General features: G+C 63.0%; 5 protein-coding genes. All 5 read right to left on the minus strand.

Going from position 1 to position 6,000, the window contains the following annotated elements; all coding sequences use genetic code 11:
* Positions 1 to 104: 104 nt before the first annotated feature.
* Complete coding sequence (locus KFO72_RS33435) at positions 105 to 1,502, minus strand: amino acid permease (protein WP_054929449.1); 1,398 nt, start codon at positions 1,500 to 1,502, stop codon at positions 105 to 107.
* A 131-nt stretch (positions 1,503 to 1,633) separates the two neighbouring features.
* Entirely contained in the window at positions 1,634 to 2,290 is a 657-nt protein-coding gene (gene rqpR, locus KFO72_RS33440; protein ID WP_035987111.1) for a response regulator transcription factor RqpR, read from the minus strand.
* 52 nt (positions 2,291 to 2,342) lie between these two features.
* Positions 2,343 to 3,242: a sensor histidine kinase gene (locus tag KFO72_RS33445; RefSeq protein ID WP_176052293.1), complete on the minus strand. Its 900-nt coding sequence runs from the start codon at positions 3,240 to 3,242 to the stop codon at positions 2,343 to 2,345.
* A gap of 515 nt (positions 3,243 to 3,757) precedes the next feature.
* Positions 3,758 to 4,528, minus strand: coding sequence for a ferredoxin--NADP reductase (locus tag KFO72_RS33450; protein WP_054929451.1), 771 nt, complete (start codon positions 4,526 to 4,528; stop codon positions 3,758 to 3,760).
* 519 nt (positions 4,529 to 5,047) lie between these two features.
* Positions 5,048 to 5,689 (minus strand): LysE family translocator, encoded by a 642-nt coding sequence (locus tag KFO72_RS33455; protein WP_225033891.1) that lies wholly within the window; start codon positions 5,687 to 5,689, stop codon positions 5,048 to 5,050.
* Positions 5,690 to 6,000 lie beyond the last annotated feature (311 nt).

The raw sequence follows: 6,000 nt of genomic DNA on the forward strand, positions 1-6,000 counted from the left end.
AAAAAAACCAACCAGCTTGCGCAGCAAAAAGACACCGCCCGCTGAGTCCAGCGCCAAGTCCAAAACACCAGAAACAAACCCCTGCCGCGCCGCGAAAAAAACCGCTACCGCCCGCCGCGCGCGAGTTTGGAATGCCTCCGCGAGTACCCAAAATAGACGACCATCCCGACCAACAGCCAGATCACAAACGCAATCCACGTAATCTTGCTGAGATTGACCATCAGAAACAGACAAGAAGCAACGGCAAGCACAGGCACAACGGGCACGCCAGGGCACCGAAAAGCCCTCGGCAAATCAGGATGCGTGCGCCGCAGCACGAGCACCGCGATGGACACCATCGAAAAAGCCGCCAGCGTGCCGATATTGATCAGCTCAGCAAGCACATTAAGCGGCACGAGCGCGCCAATCAGCCCAAACACGATCCCAACGAGCCAGGTCGTCGTAAAAGGAGTAGCAAACCGCGGATGCACCTTGGAAAGCGCCGCAGGCAACAACCCATCGCGCGACATCGCGAACATCACACGAGTCTGGCCGTAGGCCATCACAAGAATCACGGTCAACATGCCAAGCACTGCACCGAGATCGATAAAACCGGCAACCCAGTTCTGCCCCGCAACCTGCAACGCATACGAGACGGGATGCGAAATACTCGCGAACTGCGCCGACGGCACGATCCCCGTCACGACGGCGGCCACCGCGACATACAGCACCGCGCAAACACCGAGCGACGCAATGATCCCGATCGGCAGGTCGCGCTTCGGGTCCTTCACTTCCTCGGCCGCCGACGACACCGAATCGAACCCGATAAACGCAAAGAACATCACGGCCGCCGCGCCGAACACACCGCCGATGCCGTTCGGCATGAACGGATGCCAGTTCTCCGGCTTCACATGAAACACGCCGACGACGATCACCAGCAACACCACGGTCACCTTGATCGCAACCATCAGATTGTTCACGCGCGTCGATTCGCGCACGCCGACAGACAGCAGCGTCGTGATCGCCATCATCACGAGAAACGCGGGTAAGTTGAACAGTGTCTCGTGGCCCGGAAGCGCGCCGGGTGCAGCCGTCAGCGCGACAGGCAGCGCAACGCCGAAGCCCGACAGCAACGATTGCAGATACCCCGACCAGCCAACCGACACCGCCGAAGTCGCAAGCCCATACTCCAGCATCAGATCCCAGCCGATAATCCACGCAGCCAGCTCGCCGAGCGTCGCGTACGAATACGTGTAGATCGAGCCGGCGACGGGAATGGTGGAGGCGAATTCCGCATATGCGAGCGCCGCGAAGCCGCACGCAACGGCGGCGATCAGGAACGACAGCATCAGCGCCGGGCCGGCCTGCACCGCGCCCGTGCCCGTCAGCACGAAAATCCCGGTGCCGATAATGGCGCCGACGCCGAGAAAGGTGAGATCGAGCGCGCCGAGCGCTTTCTTCAGGCCGGCAGCCTGCGCGCCGGCGATCATGTGCTCGACGCTCTTTTTGCGAAAGAGGGACATTTGGCGGGGTCTCCTGTGAAGCACGCGTGTGGCGCGCCCAATGTCGGGGAAAACCCGCAATTTTAGCGGAAGTGGGCGGGGCCGCCCCTCGTGGTGCACAACAGTTGTGCGCAGCGCGCCCGGCGCGCCTGTCAGCCCGCCATCGCCGGATTCAGGTCGACGAGGCGGTTGCTCATCACGTAGAAGGTCAGCTCGGCGTTGTTGCGCAGCTTCATTTTCTCCAGCAGCCGCGTGCGGTAGACACTCACCGTCTTCACCGACAGCGACAGCGCGTTCGCGATATCCGTCAGCCGCTTGCCCGACGCGAGCATGCACAGCGTCTGGTATTCGCGGTCGGAGAGCTTTTCGTGCGGCAACTGCTCGCCGTCGAACGAGACGTAATCGGCGAGCGCTTCCGCCATCGCCGGGCTCACGTACTTGCGGCCCGCCGCGACCTGCTGGATCGCGGCGATCATCTGCGTGGCGTCGACGGTCTTCGACAGATAGCCGGCCGCGCCTGCCTTCAGCGCGCGCACCGCATACTGGTCCTCGCGGTACATCGAAAACATCAGCACGGGAACGCGCGGCAGCTTGCGCTTCAGACGCTTGAGCACCTCGACGCCGTTCATGTCCGGCAGCGAAATGTCGAGCAGGATCACGTCGTACACGTGCTTCGATGCTTCCATGAGCACCTCGGTGCCCGTCTGCGCCTCGGCGACGTCGTCGGCGACGCCGCGGTCGATCAGTAGCTGCCGCACGCCCTGTCGAACGATGGCGTGGTCCTCGGCAATCAGAATGCGCAGGCTCATAACGGGAAGTCAGTGTTCACAAACAGCAGGTTACAAGCGGGCCACGAGCGGTTCACAGACGGATGGCGGTGCGTCGCGCGCGCGGCGCATTGCCCAGCAAGGCTTTCCACTCGAAGCGCGCGTGCACGGTCGTGCCGCGCGCCTGACCGGCGGACGCGGCGACGCGCAATTCGCCGTCGAACGCGTTGCAGCGCGCGCGCATGCCCGCCAGCCCGAACTGGCGCTCGTCCTGTCCGGCGTGCGCGGGAATGCCGACGCCGTCGTCGCTGACGACGATGCTCAGATGCTGCGCGGTGGTTTCGATGCGCATGTCGGCCCCCGACGCGCGCGCGTGCTTGGCGACGTTGTTCAGCGCTTCCTGGGCGACGCGGAACACAGCCAGCGATGCATCGGCGGACAGGCGCGTCAGGCGGGCGTCGGCGGCGCACACGAAGCTCATGCGCAGGCCGGTGCGTGTGGCGAAGCTGTTGGTCCAGTGCGACAGCGCGCTGACGATGCCCTTGTCGAGCGTCGGCGAGTGCAGGTCGCCGACGGCCTGTTGCGCCGCTTCGGTAACGGCGTCGAGCGAACGCTGCGCTGTGGCGAGGGCGGCGGTGCATTGGGGCGGGGCATCGGCGGGCAGCCAGGTTTCGACGCCCGCGAGCGCGAAGCGCGCGGCCGTCAGTTCGGCGCCGAGGCTGTCATGCAGTTCCTGCGCGACATGGCGGCGCGTGGTTTCCTGCGTGCGCATCAGTTCGGACGCCAGCTCGCGCACGCGCGCCTGCAAACGCGCGAGTTCGTCGCTGGATGCTGTACGCGCCGTGGCGTCGGCAGTGGCGTCCGGGTTGGCGTGGTTTGAGATCGCGGCTTTGCTGGAGCGGCGGCGGGCAGACGCACTGGATGCGCGCGTGGCATCGCTTGCGCGACCAGCCGCGCCGTGCACATGCATCGGCACTACGATCGACGAATCCATGGCGCTGCTCACGAAACGACTCGGCCGGCGCCACAGCGACGCATCGGCAGCATGTAGACGGAAGAACGCATGCGAACCCTGACCCCCAGATATGTCCGTCACAGGAACTATCTCGACGGAAAAACGCTACGTCGGGACGTAACGAAATTTACATTCTGTAACAAATAGAAGACAGTATTGTTAATAGTCTGTCAAATGCTGCTGCGCTGGGATCATATCTTAAAAAAAGAAAAAATGCCCGTCCATCTTGGCTTGCAGCGCAAAATTCACGCAATAGTCGAGGTGGCCGCCACAGCTTATGTCGGACAAATTCCTACATGCAAGGTTATTCAATAGCCATTGAATTTGTAACGCGATATCCGGCTGGACATGGGCGCGTCCAGGCTCGATCCGCCAACCGCTCCGCGCAGTCTGACGCGCCAAAAGAAAAAACCGGAGCGCGAAGGCTCCGGTTTCGGGTGTTGCGGCGTGCGCGCGCGTCGTCGACGCGGCGCCAGCGCGTGTGTGGCGCAGTCTTAGCCGACGAACGCTTTCTCGACGACGTAGTGGCCGGGATTATTGTTGCTGCCTTCCTGGAAGCCCAGGCTGTCGAGCAGTTCACGCGTGTCGCGCAGCATGTGCGGGCTGCCGCAGAGCATCACGCGGTCGTTTTCGAGCGAGAAGTGCGGTAGGTCGAGATCTTCGAAGAGCTTCTTCGTTTCGATGAGATCGGTGATGCGGCCGCGGTTCGCGAAGTGCTCGCGCGTGACGGTCGGGTAATACACCAGCTTTTCCTGGATCAGCTCGCCGATGTGCTCGTGCGCCGGGAGGTGGTCCGTGATGTATTCCTTGTAGGCCAGTTCGTCGACGAAACGGCAGGTGTGCGTCAGCACGACGCGCTCGTAGCGGTCATAGACGTCCGGGTCCTTGATGATCGACATGAAGGGTGCGAGGCCCGTGCCGGTGGACAGCAGCCACAGCGTCTTGCCGGGCAGCAGGTTGTCGGCCATCAGCGTGCCCGTCGGCTTCTTGCCGATCAGGACCTGGTCGCCGACCTTCAGATGCTGGAGGCGCGACGTCAGCGGGCCGTCCTGCACCTTGATGCTCAGGAATTCGAGGTTCTCTTCGTAGTTGGCGCTAGCCATGCTGTATGCACGGATCAGCGGCTTGCCGTCGACTTCGAGGCCGACCATCGTGAACTGGCCATTTTCGAAGCGGAACGACGCGTCGCGCGTGCAGGTGAAGCTGAAAAGCGTATCGGTCCAGTGGTGGACGCTCAGGACGGTTTGTGGATTCAGGTTGCTCATGGCTTCTTCGATGGTGCGAAATCAAGGTCGGCCACATAAAAGCGGGGCCGGCACGGCAAAGGCAATGCACCGTCCCGAACCGGAAGCGACCCGGGAATGATGCGCAATCCGCTATTTTACCGCGTTCCGCGCCGGGCATTGCCGCAGCGGGTCGAGCGGTGAATGTGGTCTGTCAAGCTGGTTATCAAGCGCCGGCGCGGCTGTCGTCCGGTTTTGCCGGAACGGCTAACTGCGGCGCGGCATGGGTGTACTGCTGGGGTGTGCGGCGCTGGGTCTGTGCCCGGATGACCCTACGAAAACCCACGCGGGTCTTGCCCTACGGGTCTAGCCCATCTGCGACGGGCGTTTGGGCCGTTGCCGCTTGACCGGCTTTCGCCCGTCGATCATCGGGTGATGGCAGCCGTCAACGAAAACAGGCGCTGGTAGGCGCTATTTCGGGATAATACCGGAAACTTTTCGCGCGCTGCAGCATTGACCCTTCTCGCGAAGCTGGAAAACTTGGCGAGAGGCCGCCCGCGCTCAGCTTTCGGCGGCGAGTTTTGCGCCGAGGCCGACGAGCAGTGCGCCGCACACGCCGTCGATTGGCCGGCGCAGGCGTCGGTAGCCGCGTTGCGTGCGCTCCGTCGCGAACATCAGTGCGACGCTGCCGTACCAGCCTACCGACATCATTCCGATCATCGCGAGCGCGACGCCGTAGAACCACAGCGGCGGGTGCGCTGGGAAGAGCGTCGCGAAGATGCTGGTCCAGAACGCGCAGGATTTCGGATTTGTCAGACACGTGAGCATGCCCGTGCGCCATGCGCGGAAATGGGCGCCGCGGTCGTTGGCGGGCTGCGTTTCGACGTTCACGACGATGGTTTCGCCGCGTTTCGTGCTTGCCCATACGAGCTTGATGCCGAACCACACCAGGTAGATCGCGCCCGCGATGCGAATGCCGTTGTACAGCCAGTCGATGCGTTGCAGCACGGTCGCGAAGCCTAGCATTGCGAGCGAGGCCCAGACGGTCGAGCCTGTGCCGACGCCCAGCGCGGATGCCGCGCCCAGCCCGCGCCTTCCCGCCAGCGACAGTTGCGTGATCATGAAGAAGTTGGGACCGGGACTGATCAGCGCGATCAGGTAGACGAGGGCGATTTGCAGCAGGATCGGCAGGTAGTGATGCATGGCGACGGTTTGCCGCGCTGGGCGGCGGGGCGTTTGAGGGAAGAGGGCGAAAGAAACCGCGATGTTACTCTGGGGCGGGGTTGGTTTGACCGTCGGTCAGGCGCAGCTGTGCGATACGGTTTGCGTCGTCCTGCGGGGGGCTTTGCATTGGCATACGCGTGATGACTCTGCGCTGGTGTCCTTGGGTTGCCTTTGCTTTCGCTGACATCCGCGATTTGTTAGCGTGCTTCGCGTGTCGCAGTTTGGTGTTTTGGGCTTTGCGCTGGCATCCGCGTTACGTTAGCGTGCTTCACGCGTCGCCCCTGTGCGGG

The sequence above is a fragment of the Paraburkholderia sp. XV genome (assembly GCF_020177535.1).
Classification (GTDB): Bacteria; Pseudomonadota; Gammaproteobacteria; order Burkholderiales; family Burkholderiaceae; genus Paraburkholderia; species Paraburkholderia caribensis.